The sequence below is a fragment of the Sorangium sp. So ce1014 genome (genome assembly GCF_051521505.1).
GTDB lineage: Bacteria > Myxococcota_A > Polyangia > Polyangiales > Polyangiaceae > Sorangium.
Map to the genome: position 1 here is coordinate 537,320 of NZ_CP150356.1, position 22,416 is coordinate 559,735.

At 73.9% G+C, this 22,416-nt stretch carries 19 protein-coding genes; 11 read left to right on the forward strand and 8 right to left on the reverse strand.

Annotated elements, in window-relative coordinates; translation table 11 throughout:
• The first annotated feature begins 3 nt into the window (after positions 1 to 3).
• From WME75_RS02085 to WME75_RS02095, 3 genes are all read left to right on the forward strand, one after another.
• Positions 4 to 1,167 (forward strand): alpha/beta hydrolase, encoded by a 1,164-nt coding sequence (locus WME75_RS02085; protein WP_437485886.1) that lies wholly within the window; start codon positions 4 to 6, stop codon positions 1,165 to 1,167.
• A 70-nt stretch (positions 1,168 to 1,237) separates the two neighbouring features.
• Complete coding sequence (locus tag WME75_RS02090; protein WP_437485888.1) at positions 1,238 to 2,458, forward strand: GNAT family N-acetyltransferase; 1,221 nt, start codon at positions 1,238 to 1,240, stop codon at positions 2,456 to 2,458.
• Positions 2,459 to 2,471: 13 nt separating this feature from the next.
• Entirely contained in the window at positions 2,472 to 3,002 is a 531-nt protein-coding gene (locus tag WME75_RS02095; RefSeq protein WP_437485890.1) for a J domain-containing protein, read from the forward strand.
• Between the two features lie 77 nt (positions 3,003 to 3,079).
• Here WME75_RS02095 and WME75_RS02100 read toward each other — a convergent pair whose 3' ends face one another.
• From WME75_RS02100 to WME75_RS02130, 7 genes are all read right to left on the reverse strand, one after another.
• The gene (locus tag WME75_RS02100; RefSeq protein ID WP_437485892.1) at positions 3,080 to 6,406 is read right to left on the reverse strand and encodes a protein kinase domain-containing protein; all 3,327 of its coding nucleotides are present in this window, start codon (positions 6,404 to 6,406) and stop codon (positions 3,080 to 3,082) included.
• Positions 6,407 to 6,955: 549 nt separating this feature from the next.
• Positions 6,956 to 7,669: a thioredoxin family protein gene (locus tag WME75_RS02105; RefSeq protein ID WP_437485894.1), complete on the reverse strand. Its 714-nt coding sequence runs from the start codon at positions 7,667 to 7,669 to the stop codon at positions 6,956 to 6,958.
• 42 nt (positions 7,670 to 7,711) lie between these two features.
• Positions 7,712 to 8,605, reverse strand: a complete 894-nt coding sequence (locus tag WME75_RS02110; protein WP_437485896.1) for a hypothetical protein — start codon at positions 8,603 to 8,605, stop codon at positions 7,712 to 7,714.
• Positions 8,606 to 8,607: 2 nt separating this feature from the next.
• The gene (locus WME75_RS02115) at positions 8,608 to 9,573 is read right to left on the reverse strand and encodes a phosphatase PAP2 family protein (protein WP_437485898.1); all 966 of its coding nucleotides are present in this window, start codon (positions 9,571 to 9,573) and stop codon (positions 8,608 to 8,610) included.
• Between the two features lie 16 nt (positions 9,574 to 9,589).
• Positions 9,590 to 9,946: a cupin domain-containing protein gene (locus tag WME75_RS02120; RefSeq protein ID WP_437485900.1), complete on the reverse strand. Its 357-nt coding sequence runs from the start codon at positions 9,944 to 9,946 to the stop codon at positions 9,590 to 9,592.
• A 113-nt stretch (positions 9,947 to 10,059) separates the two neighbouring features.
• Positions 10,060 to 11,808 carry a DUF4139 domain-containing protein gene (locus tag WME75_RS02125; RefSeq protein WP_437485902.1) on the reverse strand — a complete coding sequence of 583 codons (1,749 nt, stop codon included), beginning with the start codon at positions 11,806 to 11,808 and terminating at the stop codon, positions 10,060 to 10,062.
• Positions 11,809 to 11,827: 19 nt separating this feature from the next.
• Positions 11,828 to 14,104 carry a DUF4139 domain-containing protein gene (locus tag WME75_RS02130; RefSeq protein ID WP_437485904.1) on the reverse strand — a complete coding sequence of 759 codons (2,277 nt, stop codon included), beginning with the start codon at positions 14,102 to 14,104 and terminating at the stop codon, positions 11,828 to 11,830.
• 343 nt (positions 14,105 to 14,447) lie between these two features.
• On the opposite strand from WME75_RS02130, the gene WME75_RS02135 reads away from it, so the two are divergent.
• Genes WME75_RS02135 through WME75_RS02145 form a run of 3 tightly spaced genes read left to right on the forward strand, consistent with a single transcriptional unit; the run spans position 14,448 to position 16,905 of the window.
• Positions 14,448 to 14,570, forward strand: a complete 123-nt coding sequence (locus WME75_RS02135) for a hypothetical protein (RefSeq protein ID WP_437485906.1) — start codon at positions 14,448 to 14,450, stop codon at positions 14,568 to 14,570.
• On the forward strand, positions 14,567 to 15,094 hold the full coding sequence (gene acpS, locus WME75_RS02140) for a holo-ACP synthase (protein ID WP_437485907.1): 528 nt from the start codon (positions 14,567 to 14,569) through the stop codon (positions 15,092 to 15,094). The genes WME75_RS02135 and acpS overlap by 4 nt, the downstream gene beginning before the upstream one ends.
• Complete coding sequence (locus WME75_RS02145) at positions 15,091 to 16,905, forward strand: NAD(P)H-hydrate dehydratase (protein WP_437485909.1); 1,815 nt, start codon at positions 15,091 to 15,093, stop codon at positions 16,903 to 16,905. The genes acpS and WME75_RS02145 overlap by 4 nt, the downstream gene beginning before the upstream one ends.
• Before the next feature lie 114 nt (positions 16,906 to 17,019).
• Here WME75_RS02145 and WME75_RS02150 read toward each other — a convergent pair whose 3' ends face one another.
• A complete protein-coding gene (locus WME75_RS02150) occupies positions 17,020 to 17,667 on the reverse strand; it encodes an NADPH-dependent F420 reductase (protein ID WP_437485911.1) in 648 nt (215 codons plus the stop codon).
• A gap of 373 nt (positions 17,668 to 18,040) precedes the next feature.
• Here WME75_RS02150 and WME75_RS02155 point away from each other — a divergent pair, with 373 nt between their 5' ends.
• From WME75_RS02155 to WME75_RS02175, 5 genes are all read left to right on the forward strand, one after another.
• Positions 18,041 to 18,745: an RNA polymerase sigma factor gene (locus WME75_RS02155; protein ID WP_437485913.1), complete on the forward strand. Its 705-nt coding sequence runs from the start codon at positions 18,041 to 18,043 to the stop codon at positions 18,743 to 18,745.
• A gap of 57 nt (positions 18,746 to 18,802) precedes the next feature.
• Entirely contained in the window at positions 18,803 to 20,170 is a 1,368-nt protein-coding gene (locus WME75_RS02160) for an NAD(P)/FAD-dependent oxidoreductase (RefSeq protein WP_437485915.1), read from the forward strand.
• A gap of 57 nt (positions 20,171 to 20,227) precedes the next feature.
• Complete coding sequence (locus WME75_RS02165; RefSeq protein ID WP_437485916.1) at positions 20,228 to 20,893, forward strand: helix-turn-helix domain-containing protein; 666 nt, start codon at positions 20,228 to 20,230, stop codon at positions 20,891 to 20,893.
• 161 nt (positions 20,894 to 21,054) lie between these two features.
• Entirely contained in the window at positions 21,055 to 21,378 is a 324-nt protein-coding gene (locus WME75_RS02170; RefSeq protein ID WP_437485918.1) for a DUF2325 domain-containing protein, read from the forward strand.
• A gap of 15 nt (positions 21,379 to 21,393) precedes the next feature.
• The gene (locus tag WME75_RS02175; protein WP_437485920.1) at positions 21,394 to 22,413 is read left to right on the forward strand and encodes a sulfate ABC transporter substrate-binding protein; all 1,020 of its coding nucleotides are present in this window, start codon (positions 21,394 to 21,396) and stop codon (positions 22,411 to 22,413) included.
• The last annotated feature ends 3 nt before the right edge of the window (positions 22,414 to 22,416 follow it).

Sequence of the window (22,416 nt, forward strand, 5' to 3'; positions counted from 1 at the left end):
AGGATGATCCTGCACCAGTCTCACGTGGAGCAGACAGTCGACCGCGATGAGCGGGACAGGTTCATCAAGGAGCTTGTGGTGGTGCGGGTCCGCAGCACCGCGCACGAGATCGCGCCGGCGAGCCGTGGGATCGAGGGGGCGCGCGCGCCGGGGGTGGAGGAGTCGGTCGGCGACAGGGAGGCGATCGTCCACGATGTGCCGCTCGCGATGATCCGCAAGCGGAGCGCGCGGCTGCGGAGCACGGTGGCGAGCGTGCTGCTGATCCACGGGTACGGCCAGAACCGTTACATCTGGCACCTGCCGTCGCGCAGCTTCTCGAACTACCTGGCGCGGGCGGGCTTCGACGTCTTCAACCTGGATCTGCGGGGGCACGGGCGGTCGCGGCACCTCGGGGCGCGGCGGCCGGGTCACGTGACCGATTTCGTCCGCGAGGACGTGCCGGCGGCGATCGAGGAGATCCGGCGCATCTCGGGGCCGCGGCCCGTGTACCTCATCGGGCACTCGCTCGGGGGCCTCGTCAGCTACGCGACCGCGCCGACGATGGGCGACGCGGTGGGCGGGATCGTCACGCTCGGGAGCCCCTACCTGTTCACGCACGGGTCGCGGGCGCTCGCGCTGCTCGGCCGGCTGATGCTGACGGTCGACCAGCGGGTCCCGCTCGGGCAGGGCGCGCTGGCGCTGTCGGCGTGGGGGGAGCCGTTCCGGTTCGTGCGCGCGTTCATCGAGAGCCCGATCTTCCCGCTGCCGATCCGGGGGTTCGTCCCGGGCTCGATGGAGACCCGGGTGCTCACGCAGCACATGTCGCTCGCCATGGACAGCGGCAGCATCACGGTGCTCCGGAACATGTTCCTGGACGCAGCGGCGTCGCGGAAGAGCGGCCACCACATGGGGAGCCTCTTCGGTTACGCCGAGCGGTTCGAGCAGCTGGACCTGCCGCTGCTCATCATCGCGGGCACGCGCGACGACCTCGCGCCGCCGGCGTCCGTGAAGCCCGCCTACAATTTCAGCCGCTCGTCGGACAAGACGTACCGCGAGTTCCCGCGCGGCCACCTCGACGTCGTGGTCGGAAGGGACGCGCCGCTCACGGTGTGGCCGCTCATCGAGGCCTGGCTGAAGACGCGCATCCGGCGTGCGGCCGCGCGAGAGCGGGAGCGGCTGAGCGCGTAGGCCGCCGCGCGCACGGCGCCGCCGGAGATCTCGGCGCCGGGATGCGCGGCTTCTTTGGTATCGTGGCCGAATGCACATCGAGCTCCGGCAGATGACCGCCGAGCAACAGGCCGAGTTCAGTCAGCCCATCCTCACGGCGTTCGGCGCGGTTCCCAACCCCGAGCGCCTCGAGGCCATGAGTCGCCTCCCGGAGCTCACGTCGCGCCTCGGCGCCTACGACGGCGAGTCGCTCGTCGGAGCCGCCGGCTCGTTCTCGCTCACGATGACCACGCCGGGCGGCACCGTCCCGGCCGCCGGGCTCACGGCGGTCGGGGTGACCCCGACGCACCGCCGCCGCGGCATCCTCACGTCCCTCATCCGCCGGCACCTCGACGACGCGCGGGCCGAGGGGCAGCCGATCTCCTCGCTCTGGGCCACCGAGGGCGCCATCTACGGCCGCTTCGGCTACGGCCTCGCGTCGCAGGCGTGCTCCATCTCGATCGAGCGGGAGCGCACCGCGTTCCGCCACGAGACGGGCGCGCAGGGCCGGGCGCGGCTGCTCGGGGAGGCGGAGGCGCTCGCGGCCTTCGCGCCCGTCTGGGAGCGCGCCCGCGCGTTCGCCCCGGGGATGCTCGCGCGCTCGGAGGTGTGGTGGCAGGTCCGCCGGCTGGCCGACGACGACTTCTCCCGCCAGGGGGGCGGCCCCGTGCAGCGCGTCGTGATCGAGGTCGACGGGCGCGCGGAGGCGTATGCGCTCTACTGCCTGCACCACCGGTGGGACTCGTCCCATATCCCGATCGGCTCGATCCGCGTGATCGAGGCGATCGGCGCGACGCCGCTCGGGACCCGGCTCGTCTGGCGCTACCTCTTCGACCTCGACCTGGCGCAGCGGATCGAGGCGAGCCTCCTGCCGCCGGATCACCCGCTCGGCCTGCTCCTCGTCGAGCCGCGGCGCCTGCGCCTCACGGCGAGCGACGGGCTCTGGGTGCGCATCGTGGACGTCGAGGCCGCGCTCGCGGCGCGCGCCTACGGCAGCGGCGAGCCGCTCACGCTCGAGATCTCCGACCGCGATTGTCCCTCGAACGCCGGCCGGTTCCGGCTGCACGGGGGCGAGCGGCGCGCGGCGCGGACCCGCGAGGCGCCGGACGTCCGCCTCGACATCTCGGCGCTCGGCTCGGCGTACCTCGGCGGCGTCTCCTTCCGGTGCCTCGCCGACGCCGGCCAGGTCGAGGCGCTCTCGGAGGGCGCCATCGAGCGCGCGGATCGCCTGTTCCGCGCCGCGCGCGCCCCGTGGTGCCCCGAGATCTTCTGAGGGCCCGGCCCCGATGACGCTCCCGCTCCGCGGCGTCTACGCGGTGACCCCGACGCGCCGCCGCCGCTTCCTGTGGGCCGCCTGGTGGACCGATGAGCCCGCGCGCGAGCCGTTCCGCCCGCCGGACGCGAGCCAGGGCGGCGCGCGGACCGCGGAGGAGGCGCGGGCGCAGGCCGAGCGCGCCGCCGGGCGCCCGCTCGTCGAGATCGAGCCGGCGTGGGCGACGGCCTGGACGCGCATCCTGCGCGGCGAGCCCCCCTGGCCCAGGCCGCGCGCGGCGGGTCGGAAGGAGGCGCCCCCGCCGCCTCCGCCCGATCCGCCGCGGCGCGCCCCGTCGCGGCCCGCCTCCGCGCGCGGCGTCTCGCCGTTCGCGGTGCTCGGCCTGACGGAGGCCGCCGGCGCGGCCGAGGTCCGCCGGGCGTTCCGCCGGCTCGCGCTTGTCACGCACCCCGATCGCGGCGGCGACGCCCGCGAGTTCATGCGCGCCAAGTGGGCCTACGACGAGGTCATGTCCAGGCTGTCGCGCCCGAAGCGCCGCCCGTAGCGCGCGCGGCCCGCGCTGCCCGGCAGCGCGAGCGTCCCCAACGCCGGTAGCGCACGCGCTGCCCGGCAGCGCGTGCGCTACGGCCGGTCCCCGCCCGCCTCCGCGACCTTCCGCGCCTCGTCGAGGAAGCGCGCGTACTCGCGCGCGAGGAGGGGGGCGTCGCGGAGCGCTCGCTCGAGCCGCGCCCCGGCGTGCCGGGCCAGATCCCGGCGCGGCGCCGGCTCGGGTTCCGCCTTCGCCTTCAGCAGGAGCAGCGCGCCCTGCTCGGCGCTCGCCGCGGGGAGGTCCGGATCGATGGCCAGCGCCCGATCGATCAGCGCGAGCCCGGCCTCGACCTCCGCGCGCGCGTCGAGGGGGCCGGGGCCGAGCGAGGCGGCGCGCAGCCGGTGGACCTCGGCCAGGGCGCCGAAGATCCTCGCGTTTCGCTCGTTCGCCTCGAGGGCGCGGAGCAGCGAGCGCTCCGCGGCGTCGAGCGGCGGCGCAGGGCTCCTGCCCCGGGACGCGAGCCACCGCGCCGAGAGCAGGTCGATGTGCCCGAGCGCGAGGAGCGCCCCCGCGTTGCGCGGCCTCGCGGCCAGGACGCGATCGATCGCGCCCCTCGCCGCGCGGAGCGAGGCGGTCGGATCCTCGCCGCGGTCGAGCGCCCACCGCGCCGTCTCCAGGTGGGCGAGGCCCACCCCCTGCTGCGCCTCGAGATCCTCCGGACGGAGGCGCAGCGCCGCGCCGTAGCCGTCGAGCGACCGCGCGAGCCAGACCTCCGGGCTCCCGCCGGCGAGCCGCTCGTGCCGGCCCTGGATCAGGTAGGCCAGGGCCAGGGCGCCATGCGATGGATGGCTGTCCGGGCGCAGCCTGAGCGCCGCCTCGAGGTTGTCCTTGGCGAGCTCGAGCGACTCCTCGGGCGGCGTCCCGTGGTCGAGCTCGTACTGCGCCCGCTGCGCGTAGAACCAGCCCTGGTGGAGGAGCGGCGGCGCGTCGTTCGGGGCGATCTCGATCGCCCGCTCGGTGTGCGACGCGCTGAGCGCGAAGAGGGGGAGGGGATCGGCGCCGCGGGACGCTGTGTGCTCGGCCATCATGCCGTAGGCGATGCCGGCGTCGTTCCACGCCCAGAAGGAGCTCGGGTCGAGCGCGAGCGACCGCTGCATGCTCTCGACCGCGCGCCCGAGCGAGGGCCACACGTCGAGCCCGAGGGCGCTCTCGTGGGACGCGAGGAGGAAGAGGCTCGCCCCCATCGCGCCGTGCGCGGTCGCGTCCGACGGGTCCCCCTCGACCGCCTGCTCGCTGGACGCGATCGCCTGCGCGAGGTCCGGCTTCGGGTCCGCGCCCCGCGCGAGGTCGCGCCTGGCCCGGTGCACGAGGGCCCAGGCCTTCTTCGCGTGGGCGCCGCTCGCGCGCGGGCTCGCGCGGAGCGCCCTGTCGCAGCGGGCGATGACCTGCGCGAAGATCGCCTCGGCGTCCCCGCCGCGCTGCGACTCGATCAGCATGATCTCGCTCAGGGCGCGCGCGGCCGCCTCGTGGACGTCGGGATCGCTCTCGGCCATCTCCGCCGCGGCCTCGTACGAGACGACGGCGCTCCGGAACTCGGCGAGCGCCGCCGCGTGCTCCCCGAGGTCGCGCGCCGCCTCCCCCTTCGCGAACAGGATGTCGCCCTCGAGCATCCTCGCCTCGTATTCCCAGGGCGACCGCGCGAACGCGCGCCGCGCGTCGGCGAGGGCCTCGTCGAACCGCCCCTCGTAGAGCTCGATGAGCGCCGCGGTGTACGCGGACGGCGCCGCGGCCGCTCTCACGCTGTCCCTCAGGTACTTGAGCGCCGGGGCCCTGTGTCGCGCCTCCAGATCGAGCTGGTGCGCGGACCGCTCCCCCTTGTCGGCGAGGCGCCGCGCCCGGTCGAGCCCCTTCCTGTAGAGCATCCCGTGCACGAGGCCCGCCGCGAACTTCGCCTCCTTCGCGGCATACCCGCTCTCCAGCGCCGCCTCGAGGTGCGCCAGCGCCTCCTCGGGCTCGTGCAGCGCGAGGTGCCCGCGCCCGAGCGCGTAGTGGCCCGGGCCCTCGACGAGGTCGCCCGCGGTCTCGCGCAGGGCCTGCATCTTCCGGTCGATCTCGCCCATGCGCGCGCGGATGACCTCCTTTTCCCGCGACACCTCGTGGAGGGGGAGCGCGTACGCATAGCGCATGAACAGCTCCATCTCCTTGACGTCCTGGCCGAAGCCCTGGGCCAGGGACGCCACGTGCGCCGAGAGCTCGGCCTGGCGCGCCGCGGCGAGCTTCGCGCGGAGGGCGACGACGCCCGAGAGCGCGAGCACGAGCAGCGCCGCGGCGCCCGCCGCGACCGCGAGCTTGTGCTTCCGCGCCCGCTTCAGGGCGCGGTAAACGAGGCTCCGAGGCCGCGCGTCGATCGGGTCGCCCTCGAGGTAGCGCCCGAGATCGAGGGCGAGCATCTTCGCGGAGTCGTACCGCCGCAGAGGCTCCTTCTCGAGGCACTTCATCACGATGGTCTCCAGATCGAGGGGGATCCCCCGGTCGATCTGGCGCACCGGCACGGGCAGCTCGTGCGCGACCCGCAAGACGAGGCTTGCCACCGACGGGTCGACGAACGGAGGGCGCCCGGCGAGGATCTCGTAGAGCGTGGCGCCGAGGCAGTAGACGTCCGTGCGCCGGTCGAGCTGGCGCTGGCCCCCGGACACCTGCTCGGGCGCCATGTAAGCCGGCGTCCCCTCGCCGCTCATGGTCGCGCGGACGTCCACGGCCGTGTCCCGCGCGAGCCCGAAATCGAGGAGGTAGGGGCGGAAGGCGCCGTCGGCCGTCCGCTCGACAAGGATGTTCGCCGGCTTGATGTCGCGGTGGATCAGCCCGAGCCGGTGGGCGGCGTGGAGGCCGTCCGCCACGTCGGCCACGATCTTCACCCGCTGCTCGAGCGACATCTGCTGCGCCACGCGGTGGAGCGGCTGGCCGTCGATGTACTGCATGGCGATGAACGGCTGGCCCTGCGCCTCGCCGACCTCGTACACCTTGCAGACGTTCGGGTGCTCGACGCGGGCCTGGGCCTGCGCTTCCCAGATGAAGCGCTGGGCGAGCGCCGGGTCGTTGCCCCGGATCAGCTTGAGCGCCACGTACCGCTGGAGCCGCGGGTCCCTGGCCTTGTAGACCGTCCCCATGCCCCCTTTGCCGACGAGGGACACGCACTCGTACCGGTCCCAGTCGCGGATGGGAAACCGGCTCGGCACGCGCGACGAGGGCGGATCGACGCACTCGAACACCGTGTCCTGGCCGGCGCCCGAGCTCCCCGGCGGAGCGGTGCGCGACGGCCGGCTCTGGGGCGCGAGCGGGACGGACCTCGACGTGAGCTCCTCGTCCGTGGGCCTCGCGACCTTCGCGTTCTCCGGGCCCGCTCTTCCCATCCGGCTCATGAATCGGACCCTCTTCAACATCGAAGGCGGAGGCCCCCGGGCTCGGGGCGCCGAGCCCGTCCGAGGAGGGGCGCGGCGACCGCGCCCGAACGGCAGCGCTCTGCATAGCCCATCGCCGGCGCGCGCATCGACATGAACCTTCGCATCCGCACCTGCCTCGGCAGCTCCCAGCGCGATGGCCTCGACTCGCCATCTTCCCGAACCGCCTGGTCGCTTGCCAGTGAGCGTCTCGCCTGGGGCGTCAGCTACGAGCGATGTTGTTACAGAACTGTCGTGCAACGGTAAACCGGGGTTTACGCGCATGTCAACACCCGGGACGTTCCGTGTCCGCGTGTCGTGGAACCTTCCAGGAGGGCGCGCGGGTGCGACGCGGCCCGTGCGGTGATGTCCTACGCGGCGGGAGCGGGTGCCGGGTGCGCTGTCGACCTACGAGCGACGGAGGAGATCAACGAGGGGAGACAACGTCCGTGGCGCTATTTGTGGGGCGCGCGACGTGACGCCGAGGTGGGTCAAGCTGCGATGCGGCGGATGGGTCCGCTGACGGGTCGCTCAATACTTGACGGTGCAGCCGAACGCCTCGGTCTCTTTCGTGGAGATCGGCTTGCCGGCGGCGAGCTCGGCGATCGCTGCATCGACGTAGTTCGTGACCTGCTCGCCCGGCTCGGGCTCACCGCCCTTCGTGCTGTCGATGGCGCCCGCGTAGACGAGCGTGCCCTGCGGGTCGATGATGTACATATGCGGTGTGCGCTCGGCGCCGTACGCGCGCCCGACATCGCCCTTCTCGTCGACGAGGAGCGGGTAGCTCATCCCGAACTCCTGCTTTGCCTTCGCGTTCTCGTCCTTGGCGGTGCCCTGCTTGCCCGGAGCGCCCGAGTTGATGGCGAGCCACACGACGCCCTTCTGGGCCTGCTGCGCCGGCGCGTCCTTCAGACCGCCCTTGCGGTGCGAGAGCTGCACGAACGGGCAACCGGGGTTGAACCACTCGAGGACGACCGTCTTGCCCTTGTAGTCGGCCAGCTTGACGGGCTTGCCGTCGAGGTCCGGCAGCGTGAAATCGGGCGCGGGCTGGCCGATCTTCGCGTTCTTCGCCTGCGTCGCCGGCGCCTGGGCCGCGCTCGCCTCGGCGGGCTTCGCCTTCGGGGCGTCGGCCTTGGCGGGCTGCGCCGCAACGGCGCCGGCCGCCGCGGGCGCGCTGGCCTCGCCGGGCTGGGTGCACGCCGCGAGCGCCGCGGCGAGGAAGGTCAGGGGGATGAGCTTGGTCATGCCGAGACGCTTACCACGCCCCGCGACGGGCGCATGCGTCAGTCACGGGAACTCCGGCCAGCGATCGCCGGTCGCCCACCGGTACCGCAGGCCGAGCTGCCCGAGATCCGCGCCCAGCAAGCCGAGCTGATCGGGCGTCGCCGCCACCACCATCACCGTCCCGACTGCGTCCAGGTGGTGTGTCAGCGAGACGGCCAGCACCGGGCCGATGCGCACGATGACGCTGCCGCGGCCGGGGTTGCCGAGCACCTCGGCGGCGGCGCCGAGCCGGAGCTCGCCGTACCGGTCCATCTCCCCCAGGAAGCCGAGCCGCGCGCGGTAGAGATACGGCGGCTTCATCACCGTGTGGAGCGATTCCTCGTAGAGAGTGAATCCCTCGGGCGCGCCCAGCACCGCATAGCCGGTCGCCACGCCGAACAGGTTGCCTCCGAGCAGGGGTATCGAGCCCGACACCTCGATCTCCCCGGCGACGTAGCGCGACAGGGGGCCCAGCATGAGCTCGGTGTCCCTGCGCGTGTACGACGCCCGGGGCTCGAGGAAGTACTGGCTCCTCGAGAAGGCGTATCGCGCGCCGCCGCGGATCTCCACGCCGGGCAGCGCCGCGCGGAGGCCCACGTACTCCGCGCCGCCGCTCGGCGAGACGCTCGCGTAGCCCTCGATCCCGAGCCAGGACCAGTGCGGCTTGCCGAAGCCGACCGCGAGGCTCGGCCTGTAATAGATGACGCCGAGATCCATCACCGCGGAGACGAACGGGCGCGCGCCCGCGCTCCGCGCCCAGTACGAGCGCTTCTGCAGGAGATCGACCCCCGAGGGCACCGGCGGCGGATCGACGGCGGGCGGCGGCAGGTCGGCCGGGTCCTGGGCGCGGGCCCCGGCGGGCGGGAGGGCGAGCGCGGCGAGCGCCGCGGCGGCGGCGAGCGTGCGGCGCGGCGCCATCGCTAGAACCTGCCCACGAGGGTTCCGCCGAGCGGCGCGGGCACGAAGCGGATCGAGACGCCGTCCCCGCGCGGCGCGTCCGCCGCCGGGGCGCCGCCGCGGTAGTGCAGGAGCCACGGGAGCCCGAAGCCCGTCAGGGCGCCGAGGGTCGCGCCCGTGAGCGCGTCGGTCGCGAAGTGCTGGTCCGAGACGACCCGCAGCGTCGCCACGGCGGCCGCCGTCCCGAGCGACGCGGCGCACGCGAGCGCGTCGGGCGCGCCGCCGCCGTACAGGGGCAGGTGCGCGTGGTGCGAGCACACGAGCCCCGCCGCCGTGAACGCGGTCGAGCTGTGGCCGCTGAAGAAGCTCCGGTACCGCTTGCTCCCCCGGCAGTCGCGATCCTGCTGCTCCTCCGGCCCGGTGCACCCGGCGCGGTAGGGGCGCTCGCGGCTCGTGAGCCCCGCGACGACGCCGTTCAGGGCCGCGTTGAACGCGAGCGCCTCGATGTCGATCATCGCCATCTCCCACGCGACGCTGCCGCGCCCGTGCCCCCACCAGGTGACGAGCAGGGCGTCCACCGCGAGGTGGTTGGTCATCAGCGTGAGCAGGAGATCGCTCGCGTCGCGCGCCATCTCGCGCTGGCGCTCGCTCCGGATGCGCAGGGCGTGGCGCGCCGAGCCGTCGAAGCCGTTCACGGCCGTCCACCGGCCCTCCGACGGCGGGATGGCCAGCGTCCCGAAGGCGGTCGCGGCCAGGAGGCCCGTGGCCACGTACTCGCTCGCGCGGAAGCCCGTCCAGCGCGGGTCCCACGCGACCTCGCGCCGCGCGCGCTCCGGCGGCGCCGCGGCCTGCGCGGCGCGCGCCGCCGCCGCCGCGCCGTGCGGCGCCGCGGCCGGCTCGGCCTGCGCCGCCGCCGCGCCGAGCAGCGCCGCCGCGCCGAGCAGCGCCGCCGCGCCGGAGGCGGGCCGTAGGGCGGCGGTGCACCTCACGGGCGGACCGCGCGAGTCAGAAGTCGGGGTGGCCGATGACGAGGAACTCGAGCTGCCCGGCGCCCGCGTTGCGCAGCCCATGGTGCACGTTCTTCTCGACGTGCATCATCTGGCCGGGGCCGAGCGGCACCTCGCGGTCGCCGACGATGCCGAGCGCCTTGCCGGCCAGGATGTAGATGGTCTCGCTGGTCTCGGTGTGGAGCTCGCGCGAGATCTCACAGCCGGGGTCCATCTTGCCCTTGTAGAAGCCGAAGCCCTGACCGAGCCCCCTTCCCAGCAGCTGTGCCAGGAAGACCCCTCTGTTGGGCAAATACTCCATGCCGTCTTCGTCGGCCGCGGTCAGCACCACGGCCCCGTCGATCTGCTGCCTCATGGCGATCCTCCTCCTCCGCGAGTGAAGCTGCTGGAGAATCCATCAGTTACAGAAGCGCACGGCGTCCTGTCAACGCGCTTCACGGCGAGGATCGCGACGGCGGCGGTCGCATGTCAAAAAGGCAACACAACGCTCGAGGCGGCGCGGAGCTCGTAGCTGAACGACATCGTCCTCAGCCCCTTCGGCGGCAGCTCGATGCGGCCGCGGAGAAAGCCGTCCTTCTCGTCCTCATCGAGCGTCCAGCCGGGGGCCTCGCCGAGCGCGACCTCGACGTCGGCCACCTCGCTGACAGGGATCCGCTCGGTGACGAGCACCCGCTTCACGCTGCTGGAGAGGTTGGAAACAGAGAGCTTCACGCGCCGGCGGATCTTTCGGCTCCCGGTGATCGCCGAGGTCTCCTGCTCCTCGTCGACGGTGCGTCGCACGCGCACGGCGTCGTCCACGCCGAAGCCGAGCTCGAACGGCTCGCCGGCGCCGACGAAGTCGAGCCGGGCACGGCCGATGAGGCTGCCGCCGCGCGCGACCTTCACCGGGCCCGCGAGCAGCGGGCGCGGCCTCCCGCCGGCGCCGCCGCCGTCCAGCGTCACGGTCGCGCGCAGGTGCGCCGCGGGGTGGGCCTCGGGGTACAGCACGAGCGCGAGCTCGGCCGGAATCGAGCGCCGCGCGATCTCGATACGCGTCGGGCGGCCGTCGGAGGGGAGGGTCACCGGCTCCGCCGCCTCGAAGATCAGCGGCTCGCCGCCGTCGTCCACGCCCGGCATCTCGTCGACGGCCCGCGCCCCGCGGCCGAGCCCGGCCATGGCGATCGCCTGGTCGCGCGCCTCGACGACGACGCGGCGGCGGTCGACCTCCGCCCTGCGCCGCACCCGGAGGACATCGTCCGCGAGGAGCGGCGCCTCGGCGCTCCTCGATGGCCGCGCGGTCGAGAAGCGCGCGGTGACGTTCTCCCAGGCCTCGCCCGTCGCCTGCCACGCCGCGGCCCACGTGGTGAGCTCGACCGAGCCGCCTGCTCCCTGCGCCTCGGGGCCGCCCGCGCCGGCGGCGGCGTGGGCCGAGAGCCGCGCCAGGTGCTCGGGGCGCCAGATCGCGCACGCGACGCGGTACGTCAGCTCGATCTCGATGGGCTGCGGCGCGGGCGCGTGCACCTCGACCTCGATCACCGCCTCGTAGCGCGGCTGCTCGATCGACCCCTCACGCAGCCGCGCCGCGGCGCGCCGGGCGTCGTCCTCGGCGTGCGCCCGCGCCGCGCGCGCGTCGGCCGACGCGCCGAGGGCCTCGGTGAGCGCCGCGTGCAGGGCCTCGACACCGGCGCGCCACGAGGCGAGGCGCGCCGGCTCGCCGGCGTCCTTCGGGGCCTCGCCCATCGCGTGCGCCCACTTCGCGAGCAGCTGGTCGAGGTGCGCCTCGCGGCGCGACGCCCGGTCCCGCGCGCGCTCGGCGGCGCCGGCCCGGCGGGACGCCTCGCGCTGCTCGCGCTCCAGCGCGTCGATCGCCTCGCGCCCGAGCGCCGCCTCCCGGTGCGCCCTCCACCGCACGCGCGCCGCCGTCACCCGGACCGCGCCCTGGCCGTCGGCGCCCGCGCCCTCGACGCCCGCGCCCGCGACGCGCGCCTGCACGGTGCGCTCGTCGACGAACACCGACACGCCGCCGATCGCGATCCACTGCGCCCCGGCCGCGACCTCGACGCGCGCGGCGCGCACGACCTCGGCGCGATCCTCGAACAGCGTCACCACGCGCGCCGCGCTCGGGTGGGGCGCGCCCCACCCGAGCGCGGCGCTCGCTCCGCTGCCGATCACCTCGCTTTCGTCCCCTCCGCCGGCGCTCCGCTCCGCCCGGTCCGAACCGTCCGCATCCGTTGCCATGGTGCGCCTATTTCCCCTGTTATTCCCGTCGGTTACCGCCGACGACCTCGTTCCTGGAGGAGAACACCACGCGGTAGGTGAAGGCGACCGAGGCCTTGCCGCCGGGCGCGATCGCGACGCGCCAGCGCAGGCCGCCGCGCACGGGCTCGCCGAGCTCCTCCTGGGTGAACGGCTCGGCCTTCGGCTGCGACGAGACCAGCTTGATCTCGACGTCCTTGTCGTCCGTCACGGGGATGCGGTCGAGGACCTCGACCTCGACGCCCACGCCGAGCGACGAGGAGAGATCGATGGTGATCGTGTGCTCGACGGCGAGCGAGCCGCCGAGCAGGCCGGCGCTCGACTCCTCCACGCGCGCGTTCCTCGCGACCCGGATCCGCTCCTCGACGCCGAGGCCGGCGCGGAGGAGGCCGCCCCGGTCGACGTGACCGAGCGAGGACTGCGCCGCGAGGGCGCCGTCGACGAAGACCTCGACCGGCCCCGCGAGCAGCGGGGCGTCGAACGGGTTCTCGACGTGCGCCTCGCGGTAGACCTCGGCGGCCTCGCGCGGCACGGTCACGAACCGGGGCGCCGCCGGGGCGCGTGCGGCGCTCAGCGCAACGCGGTGGCGCCTGCCGTTCGACGGCACGTCGGCGGCGCCTTCGCCGGCGTAGAGGTGATCGAATTGCCCGCGCGAGGCGCGTGGGTCCACGGCCCGGGGCGGCGCGCCGAGGTGGTCGATGTCCATCTGCGCCCGGCGCGCGGCGCGCCTCGAAGGCCCCGGCTTGTCGTGCGCGAGCCGGCCGCGCTGCGGGCCCGTCCGGGGGAGGTGCAGCGCGTCGAAGTCGAGCCACCGTTCGACCTGCGCGGGCTCGAGCGGCGCGGAGGCCGCGCCGGCGCCTTCGAGCTCCTCGTCGTGGCCGAGCGAATCCTCCGCCAGCCCGGCCGTGCGCTCGGCGCTCGCCACGCGGGCGAAGGCGGCGCTCGGCGCCTGGGGCGCGCTCGCCTGGAGCGCCTGCGGCGGGGGCGAACCGCCGAAGCTGCCGCCGAACGAGGGGAGCGCCAGCCCGCGCGACTTGCTGCGCGCCGGCGCGGCGAGCGGCATGGGGAGCGGCGCAGCGGCCGGCATCGGGGGCGGCTCGGGGGCCGAGCCGCGCTCCGGCCACGTCGTCGGTGGCGGCGGCGCGGCCCCGCCGGGTGGCGGCGCGATCCTGTCCATCGCCTCCCGCATCTCCTGTCGGGTCTGGCTCGGCACGGGCCGACTCAGCGTGGGCTCGTCGTCGTCGTCATCGTCGTTCTCGTCGGACGCGGGCGGGAGCTGACCCGGGGCGACCGTGGTTCCCGCGGCGGGCTGGGGGAGGGCGGTGACGAAGCGGTCGAACCCCTCGAACAGGGCGTCGAGCCCCTCCGGCGCCGGGCGGTAACCGCGGCGCGGGGGGCGCTGCGCGCGGCTCAGGCGCAGCGAGGCGAGCTCCGGCAGCCGCGTGTCCTGCACGAGATCGGCGGTGGCGAGCGCGAGGCGCACGTTCTGCCAGTCCTCGCCGGAGGCCTGCGCGACGAGGGCGTCGAGCTGCAGGGCGACCTCCGTCGCGCCGCGCGAGAACCGCGCCGCGTAGGCGGGCCACCACCGCGCGGCGCCGACGGCGTACTCGAGCCGGAGCGCCGGCTCGCCGCCTGCCCCGCCGCGCGCGGGCGCGAGCCGCACGACCACGTCGAGGCGCGCCGGGGCGCGCTCCTCGACCTCGCCGCGGGTCGCCTGGGCGGCGTCGAGCTGCGCGGAGAGCAGCTCCTTGCGGGCGCGCTCGAGCTCCGCCTCGAGCGCCGCGGTGCGGGCGTCGAGGGCGGCGAGCTCGTCCGAGAGCAGCCCGCTCACCGCGAGCGCGTCGCGGATGCGGGCCGCCGGGTCGCCCGGCCGGAAGCGCCGCGCGAGCTCCGGGGCGAGCGCGACGGCGGCGAGCTGGTCGCGCCAGCGGCGGAGGTGGTCGTGCTCGGCCGACAGGCGCTCGATCGCGAGCTCGAGCTCGCGGAGCTGCGCCGAGAGCGCGCTCCTCGAGACGGGCGCCGGGGGCACGACGAGGCGCGCCCGCACGCCGACGACCTCGCGCGGCGCGGCCGCCGCGTCCGGCGAGGCGCCCGCCGCCGCCACGAGCGCGCGGAAGCTCCCCGGCTCGGCCAGCGGCGTGATGCCCGGCACCGCGATCTCGATCGCTCCGCGAGGGAGCGGCTCCGCGAGCTCGACGCGTCGGGTGACGATCGCCCCGCGCGCGTACACGACGACCGCCTCGATACGGCTAGCGCACTCGATCTTCTCCGCCGTCATCCGTTCGTCCCTCGCCCGCGAACGCTGTGTGGGAGCGCGAAGGTATCACGCCGCGCCCGACGCCTGATAGCGCGCTATCGCCTCGTATCGACATCGTCGCCGCCGGCGACGATGTCGATACTGTCGCTTCCGATGACGGCGACGCCGGCGCGCTCCGGCGGCGCGCGATGCGCCGCTGCCGCGCTCGCCGCGCTCGCCGTCAGCCGCGCGGCGCATCGGGCCGCGGCCGCCTGCCTCGCATCGGGCCGCCGGCGCGCGGCCCGCGAAAGCGTTTCTCCGCGATCGGGGCGAGAGGCGGCTCGCGTATCACGGGCGTCGCGATTGAATAGGGTAGAGTCGCCTCATGGCCTTCCCCCTGCGTCTCTCTTCTGCCGATCGCATCGGGGCGAGCGCCGCCCGCGAGGGCGCCGCGGCGCCCTCGCGGGCCGCCGGGCCGGGCTGCCGGCCCCTCGAGGTGGCTGGATGATCCTCGGCATCGGCATCGACGTCTGCGGCATCGGACGCATGGAGGAGGCGCTCGCGCGATGGGGGGAGCGGTTCTGGGAGCGCGTGCTGTCCGAGCCCGAGCGGCGCTCGCTCGCGCACCGTGTCGACCGGGCGACGGCGCTCGCGGGCCGCTTCGCCGCGAAGGAGGCGGTGGTGAAGGCGCTGGCCGGGGCGCCGGGGGTCGGCTGGCACCACCTGGAGGTGCGGGGCGCGCCGCGCATGCCGCCGACGATGGCGCTCCACGGCCCGGCGCGCGCGCTCGCGGACCGCATGGGCGTCCAGCGGGTGCACCTGTCGATCACGCACGACGCCGGGGTGGCGGCGGCGGTGGTGATCCTGGAAGGGGACGGCGAAGGCCGATCCCCGACCACGAATGACGAGGACGGCGAAGGCCGATCCCCGACCACGAATGACGAGGACGGCGAAGGCCGATCCCCGACCACGAATGACGAGGACGGCGAAGGCCGATCCCGCCTGGACGACGAAGGGAAAGAGCGCTCGTGATTCCGGTCCTCTCGCGCGCGCAGATGCGCGCCTTCGACAAGCACGCGATCCACCATTGCCACGTCCCCGGCGTGGTCCTCATGGAGAACGCGGGCCGCGGCGCCGCCGACGTCATCTCGGCGATCATCGAGGCGCGCAGCGCCGCACAGGCCGGCGCCGCCGGGCTCCCCGGCCACGCCGCGCGCCCCGCGCCGCACCTGCCCGCGCCCGGCCAGGCGCCCGCGCGGGCGCGCTGGCCGGCGACGTTGCCCTCCGGAGGCGGCCCTCGCTCCGGGAGCCGCCCGCCGCCGCCGAACGGCCGCCGCGACGCCGACGATGCCCGCGCCGCGCGGGTCCGCTCGTTCCCGGTGCGGCACGTCCCGAGCCCCGGGCAGCCCGCGACGTACCCGCTCCACGCCCGCGTCGTCGTCGTCTGCGGCGCCGGCAACAACGGCGGCGACGGCTTCGTCGTGGCGCGCCACCTCCTCGCCCGCGGCGCCGAGGTCCAGGTCTTTCTGACCGCCCCGTCCGAGAAGGTCACCGGCGACAGCCGCATCAACCACGACGCGTACGTCGACCTCGGCGGCGCGCTGACCGAGCTCCCCCCGGGCGCGTCGCTCGCCCCGCTCGAGGCCGCGCTCGCGGAGGCCGATCTCGTGGTCGACGCGATCTTCGGCACGGGCCTCGCTCGCCCCATCGAGGGCCACCTCGCCGACGTCATCGGCGTCCTCAACACCGTGACCTGCCTCTGCATCGCGCTCGACGTGCCCTCGGGCCTCGACGCCGACAGCGGCGCGCCGCTCGGCGCCGCGGTGCAGGCTGACGAGACCGTCACGTTCGGCCACCTCAAGATCGGCCTGCTCACGCCCGAGGGCGCGCGGCTCGCGGGCAACGTCCACGTGGTCGATCTAGGCGTCCCGGACCGGCCGATCCTCGCCGAGGTGGGGCACGTCGCGGAGGTCATCCGCAAGGAGACGATCGGCGCGTCGTTGCGCCCGCGCGAGGCGACCGTCTACAAGCACCAGGCGGGCAACGTGCTCGTGATCGCCGGCTCGTCCGGCAAGCTCGGCGCCGCGCTGCTGACGGCGCGCGCGGCGATGCGCACGGGCGCGGGCCTCGTGACGATCTGCACCTGGGCCGACGCCGCGCCCGCGATGGAGTCGCGCGTCGTGGAGCTGATGACGACCGCGATCGATCCGGCCTGCATCGCGGCGTCGCTCGACGGCGCGCTCGCCGGGCGGCGGGCGGTCGCGATCGGCCCGGGCCTCGGCCTCGACGAGCGGGCGCGGGCCGCGGTGGATCACGTCGTGCTCGGCTGGGACGGCCTGAAGGTCGTCGACGCGGACGCCCTGACGCACTTCGCCGGCCGCCCCGAGGCGCTCGCGACCGCGCGCGGGAGCCTCATCCTGACGCCGCACTCCGGCGAGCTCGGCCGGCTGCTGGGCCGGAGCGCGCGGGCCGTCGAGGAGGACCGCTTCGGCGCGGTGCGCGAGGCGGTGGCGCTGACCCGGGCGATCGTCTTGCTGAAGGGGGCGCGCACGGTCATCGCGCTCCCGGATGGCCGCATGCTCATCTGCATGGCGGGCAACCCGGCGCTCGCCACCGCCGGCTCGGGCGACGTCCTGACCGGGATGATCGCGGCCCTCCTGTGCTCGATGGAGCCCTCCGCCGCCGCGAGCGCGGGGGTGCTGATCCACGCGCTCGCCGGGGACGTGTGGAGCGCGCAGACGGGCAGCGATCGGGGGCTGCTCGCGGGCGAGATCGCCGAGCTGGTCCCGGGCCTGATCGCCGCGCTGGCCGCCGGGGAAGATCCGCTGTCCGGGCAGGTCTAGGTCGCCAGGGACGCCAGGGGAACCCAGAAGATCTCTTTATCTTGGCGTCCTGCTGATTTGCTCTCTTCTCTTGGCGCCTTGACGGTTCCTATCCTCCTCACTCGATCTGTCCGGCTACTTCTTCAGGAGCTTGAACGCATGCGTCCACCGGTTGTTCAGCAGGCCGGGGATGCACCAGAGCATGCAGAGAGGCTCGATCGCGCGCGCCGCCTCCACGCTCCCCAGGTCCTCGGTCTCCCACCCGAAGGCGTCGAGGATGCCCTCCACCTCCTTCTTCGCGCGGGCGTCGTCGCCGCAGATGAACATCGTCGGCCGGACGCCATCGAAGTCTGGATTGACCATCCACACGCTGCCGACCGACGAGAAGGCCTTCACGAAATGGGCGTCGGGCGCGCGCCGCACCAGCCTCTCGAGCAGCGACTCGTTCGGCCCCGTGAAGAACTTGAGCACCCCGTTGACGGGCGGCTCGTCCGCGATGGGGTTCGTCGCATCGATGACCGTCTTCCCCGCGAGCGCCCCGGGGCCCGCGAGGTCGATCGCCTGCTCCGCCGCGGTCCCCTTCACGGCGAGCACGACGAGCTCGCCGAACTGCGCCGCCTCCGCGAACGTCCCCACCGTCGCCTTCGCACCCGCATCCGCCAGCCAGGTCGCGAGCTTCGAGGGCTGGCGCGTGGCGCGCATGACGCTGTGACCGTGCTTGAGAAACCCGTCCGCCAGCGTCTGCCCGACAATCCCTGATCCGAGAACCGCGATCTTGTTCATGGCAGGATCATCGCACGCCCATGGAGCCGGGCTCCAGCGCCCGGATCGGCCTCGAGGTGCAGGGCAGCACCTCGGGGGCTCGACTGCAGCGCGACCGTGTTCCAGCCGGCGATGACCTGATGCGCCCGCTGCCCAGCCCAGCGAGACGAACCCGACGCCTGCGCCGCTCGCGCCCGGCGCGGGCGGCCTTGACGTTCGGCCTGCTCCCGCGCCGCGGGCCTCTTCGCCACTCTGACGAGCCTCGGCGACCTGCTGTCGATTTGACACGCGCCCCGCGTGCCTCCGCCCGCGCCATCCCGCGCTTTTCGCGTCTTTCGCGCGGTCCGCTCGGTGGCACCTGCCTTGCCAGGGTCGATGCGCAGGAGGTCCCGCCATGCTTGTCCACGCTGCCCATGTCCCCGCCCGGTCCCCGAACCCAGCGCCGCTGTCGCCCGGCGGGACACGCGCGGCCGGGCGCGGGCCGTCGCTCGGCGCGGCCCGGACGGCACCGGGCGAGGGCTCGCGGGCGGCGGTCGACGAGCTGCTCCGGGGCCTTGTCGAAATGACACCGGAGCTCTTCGGCCGCGCCCTGCGGCTCTCCCGATCGCCCGCGACGGCGGAGGATCTCGTGCAGGACACGGTGGAGCGCGCCATCCGGTTCGCGGAGAGCTACGAGCGAGGGACCAACCTGCGGGCGTGGGTGCATCAGATCCTCTTCAGCGTCTTCATCACCCGCTGCCGGCGCAGCCGCCGCGAGCGCAACGCCCTCGACGTGCTCGCGACCGACCCGTGCGCGTGGACCGCGCCGGAGCGCCGCGCCGAGGTGCACTTCCTGTCGCCCGGCGTGCGGCGCGCGCTCGCGACGCTCCCGCCCACCTTCCGCGACACCGTCGTGCTCGTGGACCTCGAGGAGATGTCCTACAAGGACGCAGCGACGCAGCTGGGCGTCCCGGTCGGCACCGTCATGAGCCGCCTGCACCGCGGCCGGAAGCTGCTCGCCGAGGCGCTACGCGGCGAGGCCGAAGGCCCGAGGAACGACGTGAACGACGCGAAGATCGACGGGCAGACCGACGCAGATCGCGCCCGCTTGCCGCACTGATCGGCGGCCCCTACCATCGGCGTGCCACCGAGGAAGCGTTCCTCGCCAGGAGGCGCCATGGCATCGACCGCGAAAGAGCCCCACGTCGTGATCGTCGGTGGAGGCTTCGGCGGCCTGAACGCGGCGAAGGCGTTTCGCAACGCGCCCGTCCGGGTCACGCTCGTCGACAGGACCAATCACCACCTGTTCCAGCCGCTGCTCTACCAGGTGGCCACCGCCAGCCTCTCGCCGGCCGACATCGCGGTTCCGATCCGATCGGTCCTGTCGCGCCAGCGCAACGTCCGGGTCCTGCTCGGCGAGGTGACGGGCGTGGACCTCGCCGGTCGGCGCATCACCGTCGATGCCGACGCGATGGAGTACGATTACCTGATCCTCGCGGTCGGCGCGGCGAACAACTACTTTGGCCACGACGAGTGGGCCCGCTTCGCGCCGGCGCTCAAGAACCTCGACGAGGCGCTCACCATCCGCGAGCGCATGCTGCTCGCCTTCGAGGCCGCCGAGCGCGAGGACGACCCCGCCGTGCGGCGGCGGCTGCTCACGTTCGTCGTCATCGGCGGCGGCGCCACGGGCGTCGAGATGGCCGGCGCCTTCGCCGAGCTCGCGCGCTACATCCTCGCCCGTGACTTCCGCTCCCTCGACGCCTCGCTCTCGCGCGTGGTGCTCGTCGAGATCGGCCAGCGCATCCTCCAGGCCTTCCCCGAGGGCCTCTCGGCGAGCGCCGAGCGGCAGCTCACGTCGCTCGGGGTCGAGGTCATCAAGGGCCGCCGCTTCCGGACCATCGACGAGCAGGGGGTCGAGTTCGAGGACGGCGAGCGCCTCCTCGCGACGACCGTCATCTGGGCGGCGGGGGTCCGCGGCACCCCGCTCGCGCGCTCGCTCGGGGTCGAGCTCGATCGCATCGGCCGCGTGAAGATCGAGCCGGACTGCTCCCTGCCCGGGCACCCGAACGCCTTCGCGATCGGCGACATGACCCTGCTCCGCGACCGGAACGGCGTCGACGTGCCCGGCCTCAGCCCCGCCGCGATCCAGGAGGGGCGCTTCGTCGCGCGCTGCATCCTCGGCGACCTCGAGGGCCTCCCGCGCGGGCAGTTCGCCTACCGCGACAAGGGGACGATGGCGACCATCGGCCGCTCGCGCGCCATCGCGAAGGTCGGGCGCCTGCAGATGTCCGGCACGCTCGCGTGGCTCGCCTGGCTGGGCGTCCACGTGCTCTTCCTCATCGGCTTCAAGAACCGCTTCGCCGTCATGTTCGCGTGGATGTGGCAGTACATCACCTTTAAGCGTGGCGCCCGGCTCATCACCGGTCACACCGCCACCGCGCTCCCCGCGGCGGCGCCCGCGGTCGCGCCCCCGGCGCCCGGCCCATCACCGGCCCGACGCGCGGTGGCGGACGTCGCCTCCGACGTCGCCTCTGACGTCGCCTGAGCGCCTCGGCGCTCGCTTGCTTGACGCGCGGCCTCCACCATGGCGGATACGATTCCAGTGAAGGCACGCAGAGCTCAGTCATCCGCGCGACCGGCGACCCCCGAGCCGCCGCCGCCCCCGGCGAGCGATCCGGGCGTTGACGACCCGGTGCTCGACGAGTCCTCGGACCTCACGCCGGTCGTCGCCTCCAACCTGAAGCGCTTCCGGGCCGAGCGCGGCCTGTCGCTCGAGCGTCTGGCGAAGGCGTCCGGGGTGAGCCGGGCGATGCTCGGGCAGATCGAGCTGGGCCAGAGCACGCCGACCATCAACGTCCTCTGGAAGATCGCGCGCGCCCTCGGGGTCCCTTTCTCGGCGCTGATGAGCCAGGCGGCCTCGCCCGTCACGACCGTCATGCAGGTCTCGCACGCGCGCATCCTGCGCTCGCGCGACGGCGACTTCTCTTCCCGGGCGCTCTTCCCGACGGACCGGCCGCGCAACGTGGAGTTCTACGAGCTCCGCCTCGCGCCGCGCTCGGTGGAGAACGCCGACGCGCACGCCCCCGGCACCTCCGAGAACCTTGTCGTCACGGAGGGCTCGGTGGAGATCATCGTGGCCGGCGAGCGGCGCGTCCTCGAGACCGGCGACGCCATCCTCTTCGAGGCCGACAGCCCTCACAGCTACCGCAACCTGGGCAGCTCCGAGGCCGTCATGTACCTCGTCATGACCTACGGATCGCGCGGGTAACCCCCCCCGGGCTTCACGAGCTCCAGCGGCCCCGTGTCCCTCCGGTATCCAAGACGTGTCGTCCGTTATATTGTCAGATCTCCCTTGCGCCCTCTGCTTTAGCGTGAGATATGTCCGCTATAGCGGCGGTCACCCGCTGCGGGTAGCAAGGAGACGGGGCGATGCGGATCACCTGGATCGGTGGGTTGGATCGCAACCAGGCGCAGCTGGAGCGGATGGCGCTGCAGGCCGGGCACCATCTGGAGTTTCACACCGGCAACACGGGGGGCCGCGGGGCGGCCGAGCTGCGGGCGGCCATCGAGCGGGCCGATCTTGTGATCGTGCTCACCGATGTGAACAGCCACGGCGGCGTGCTGCTCGCCAAGAAGCTCTGCCACAAGCTCGGCCGCGCGGCCTTCATGGCGCGCCGCTGCGGCGCCTCGCGCTTCCAGCAGCTCCTCGACGCGCTCGCGCAGCGGGAAGCGCGGTTTCTGGCGACCGGATAACGGAGAGTACGACCGATGCGATGCTTGATGATGGTGCTCTGCTGCGTGCTTTCGCTGGCCGGGTGCTCGAAGAGCGAGGCGAGCAAATCGGGCTCGGTGGAGCTCCTGAACGTCTCTTATGACCCGACGCGCGAGCTCTATGAAGAGGTGAACGCCGCCTTCGCGAAGCGCTGGAAGGAGCAGAGCGGACAGGGCGTCACCATCAAGCAGTCGCACGGCGGCTCGGGCAAGCAGGCCCGCTCGGTGATCGACGGGCTCCAGGCGGACGTTGTCACGCTCGCGCTCGCCTATGACGTCGATGCGCTCGTGCCGAGCGGTCGTCTCAAGGAGGGGTGGCAGGCGCGCCTCAAGGACAACAGCGCTCCTTACACGTCGACCATCGTCTTCCTGGTGCGCAAGGGCAACCCGAAGGGCATCAAGGACTGGGACGATCTCGTGAAGGAGGGCGTCGCGGTCATCACGCCGAACCCGAAGACCTCCGGCGGCGCGCGGTGGAACTACCTCGCCGCGTGGGGGTACGAGCTGAAGCGAGCGGGCGGCGACGAGGCCAGAGCGAAGGATTTCGTCGGCCGTCTTTTCAAGAACGTGCCCGTCCTCGACACGGGCGCGCGCGGCTCGACCACGACGTTCGTCGAGCGCGGGCTCGGCGACGTCCTGATCGCCTGGGAGAACGAGGCGCTGCTCGCGGTGAAGCAGAGCGGCAAGGACAAGTTCGAGGTGATCGTGCCGTCGATCAGCATCCTCGCCGAGCCTCCTGTCGCGGTGATCGACAAGGTGGTCGACAAGCGCGGGACGAGGGCGGCGGCGGAGGCGTACCTCAACTTCCTCTACACGGAGGAGGGGCAGCGCATCGCGGTGAAGCACTTCTATCGCCCGCGCCATCCGGCGGTCCTCGCGGCGGCCGAGTCGGAGGGGGTCTTCCAGAAGGTCGCGCTCTTCTCGATTGACGAGCTGTTCGGCGGGTGGCAAAAAGCTCAGAAGGCGCACTTCTCCGACGGCGGCGTCTTCGACCAGATCTACCAGGCCGGCAAGTAAATT

Coding starts and splice junctions, on each gene's coding strand:
- acpS (WP_437485907.1), top strand. CDS start 14,567: ATGATCCTCGGCATCGGCATCGACGTCTGCGGCATCGGACGCATGGAG.
- WME75_RS02160 (WP_437485915.1), top strand. CDS start 18,803: ATGGCATCGACCGCGAAAGAGCCCCACGTCGTGATCGTCGGTGGAGGC.
- WME75_RS02125 (WP_437485902.1), bottom strand. CDS start 11,808: ATGGCAACGGATGCGGACGGTTCGGACCGGGCGGAGCGGAGCGCCGGC.
- WME75_RS02130 (WP_437485904.1), bottom strand. CDS start 14,104: ATGACGGCGGAGAAGATCGAGTGCGCTAGCCGTATCGAGGCGGTCGTC.
- WME75_RS02120 (WP_437485900.1), bottom strand. CDS start 9,946: ATGAGGCAGCAGATCGACGGGGCCGTGGTGCTGACCGCGGCCGACGAA.
- WME75_RS02110 (WP_437485896.1), bottom strand. CDS start 8,605: ATGGCGCCGCGCCGCACGCTCGCCGCCGCCGCGGCGCTCGCCGCGCTC.
- WME75_RS02135 (WP_437485906.1), top strand. CDS start 14,448: ATGGCCTTCCCCCTGCGTCTCTCTTCTGCCGATCGCATCGGGGCGAGC.
- WME75_RS02100 (WP_437485892.1), bottom strand. CDS start 6,406: ATGAGCCGGATGGGAAGAGCGGGCCCGGAGAACGCGAAGGTCGCGAGG.
- WME75_RS02170 (WP_437485918.1), top strand. CDS start 21,055: ATGCGGATCACCTGGATCGGTGGGTTGGATCGCAACCAGGCGCAGCTG.
- WME75_RS02105 (WP_437485894.1), bottom strand. CDS start 7,669: ATGACCAAGCTCATCCCCCTGACCTTCCTCGCCGCGGCGCTCGCGGCG.
- WME75_RS02095 (WP_437485890.1), top strand. CDS start 2,472: ATGACGCTCCCGCTCCGCGGCGTCTACGCGGTGACCCCGACGCGCCGC.
- WME75_RS02090 (WP_437485888.1), top strand. CDS start 1,238: ATGCACATCGAGCTCCGGCAGATGACCGCCGAGCAACAGGCCGAGTTC.
- WME75_RS02150 (WP_437485911.1), bottom strand. CDS start 17,667: ATGAACAAGATCGCGGTTCTCGGATCAGGGATTGTCGGGCAGACGCTG.
- WME75_RS02085 (WP_437485886.1), top strand. CDS start 4: ATGATCCTGCACCAGTCTCACGTGGAGCAGACAGTCGACCGCGATGAG.
- WME75_RS02175 (WP_437485920.1), top strand. CDS start 21,394: ATGCGATGCTTGATGATGGTGCTCTGCTGCGTGCTTTCGCTGGCCGGG.
- WME75_RS02155 (WP_437485913.1), top strand. CDS start 18,041: ATGCTTGTCCACGCTGCCCATGTCCCCGCCCGGTCCCCGAACCCAGCG.